Annotated in this window: 1 protein-coding gene; it reads right to left on the bottom strand. The window is 71.1% G+C overall.

Features of this window, described 5'->3' with window-relative positions; all coding sequences use genetic code 11:
- Positions 1–647 (bottom strand): ATP-binding protein (locus KDM41_18375; protein MCB1185391.1); only part of this gene is annotated, 647 nt, incomplete at both ends.

Here is a 647-nt window from a genome sequence, read left to right as displayed (position 1 = left end):
GAAGAACATGCGCTCGGCGTCGGACAGGTGCGCGATGCTGATGATCGCGATGCGCGGCTTGCCTTCGGGCGTGTAGAGCAGGCGCTGCACGTCCAGCGGCTCGCCTTCGATCCATGAAGCGAAGCCCGGCGAGGCCAACAGGTTGTTGAGCGTCATGGCGAGACCGAAGCGGTCTTTCGCGGGGAAGAACGACTCGAGATCCATGACGCCGACGCGCGTGAAGCCGGGATCCTGGATCTTGAGGATGAGCGTGCCGAGGTCGAGGTCCTCGCCCTCGCGCCAGGCGCGCTCGACGAGGTTGGCCAGGAGGATGTGCTCGCGGCTGCGCAGCGGATCGGCGTCCACCCCGACGAGGCCCAGCAGGCCCGCCACGGACGCACCCACGCGATCGCGCAGCGCGTCGGCATCGTCGCGCACGGCCGGGGGCGGCGCAGCGAACGAGCGCAGGATGGTGAGCGGGCGGCCGGCGCTGGAGCCGGGCGTGTAGATGGCGAAGTCGGCGGCCTCCTTGAGGCGTCGGATGCGATCGCCGTCCTGCCCCCACGAGGCGAGGCCCTCGCGCCACTGGGTCGCGACCGAGGCCGCGTACTGCGGCACGGTCAGGCCCTTGCGCGCGGCCTGCGCCTCCTCCACCCAGGGGGCGAAGT

Source organism: bacterium (assembly GCA_020440705.1).
In the GTDB taxonomy this organism is placed as follows: Bacteria; Krumholzibacteriota; Krumholzibacteriia; order LZORAL124-64-63; family LZORAL124-64-63; genus JAGRNP01.
This window is presented reverse-complemented; position numbering and strand designations above follow the sequence as displayed.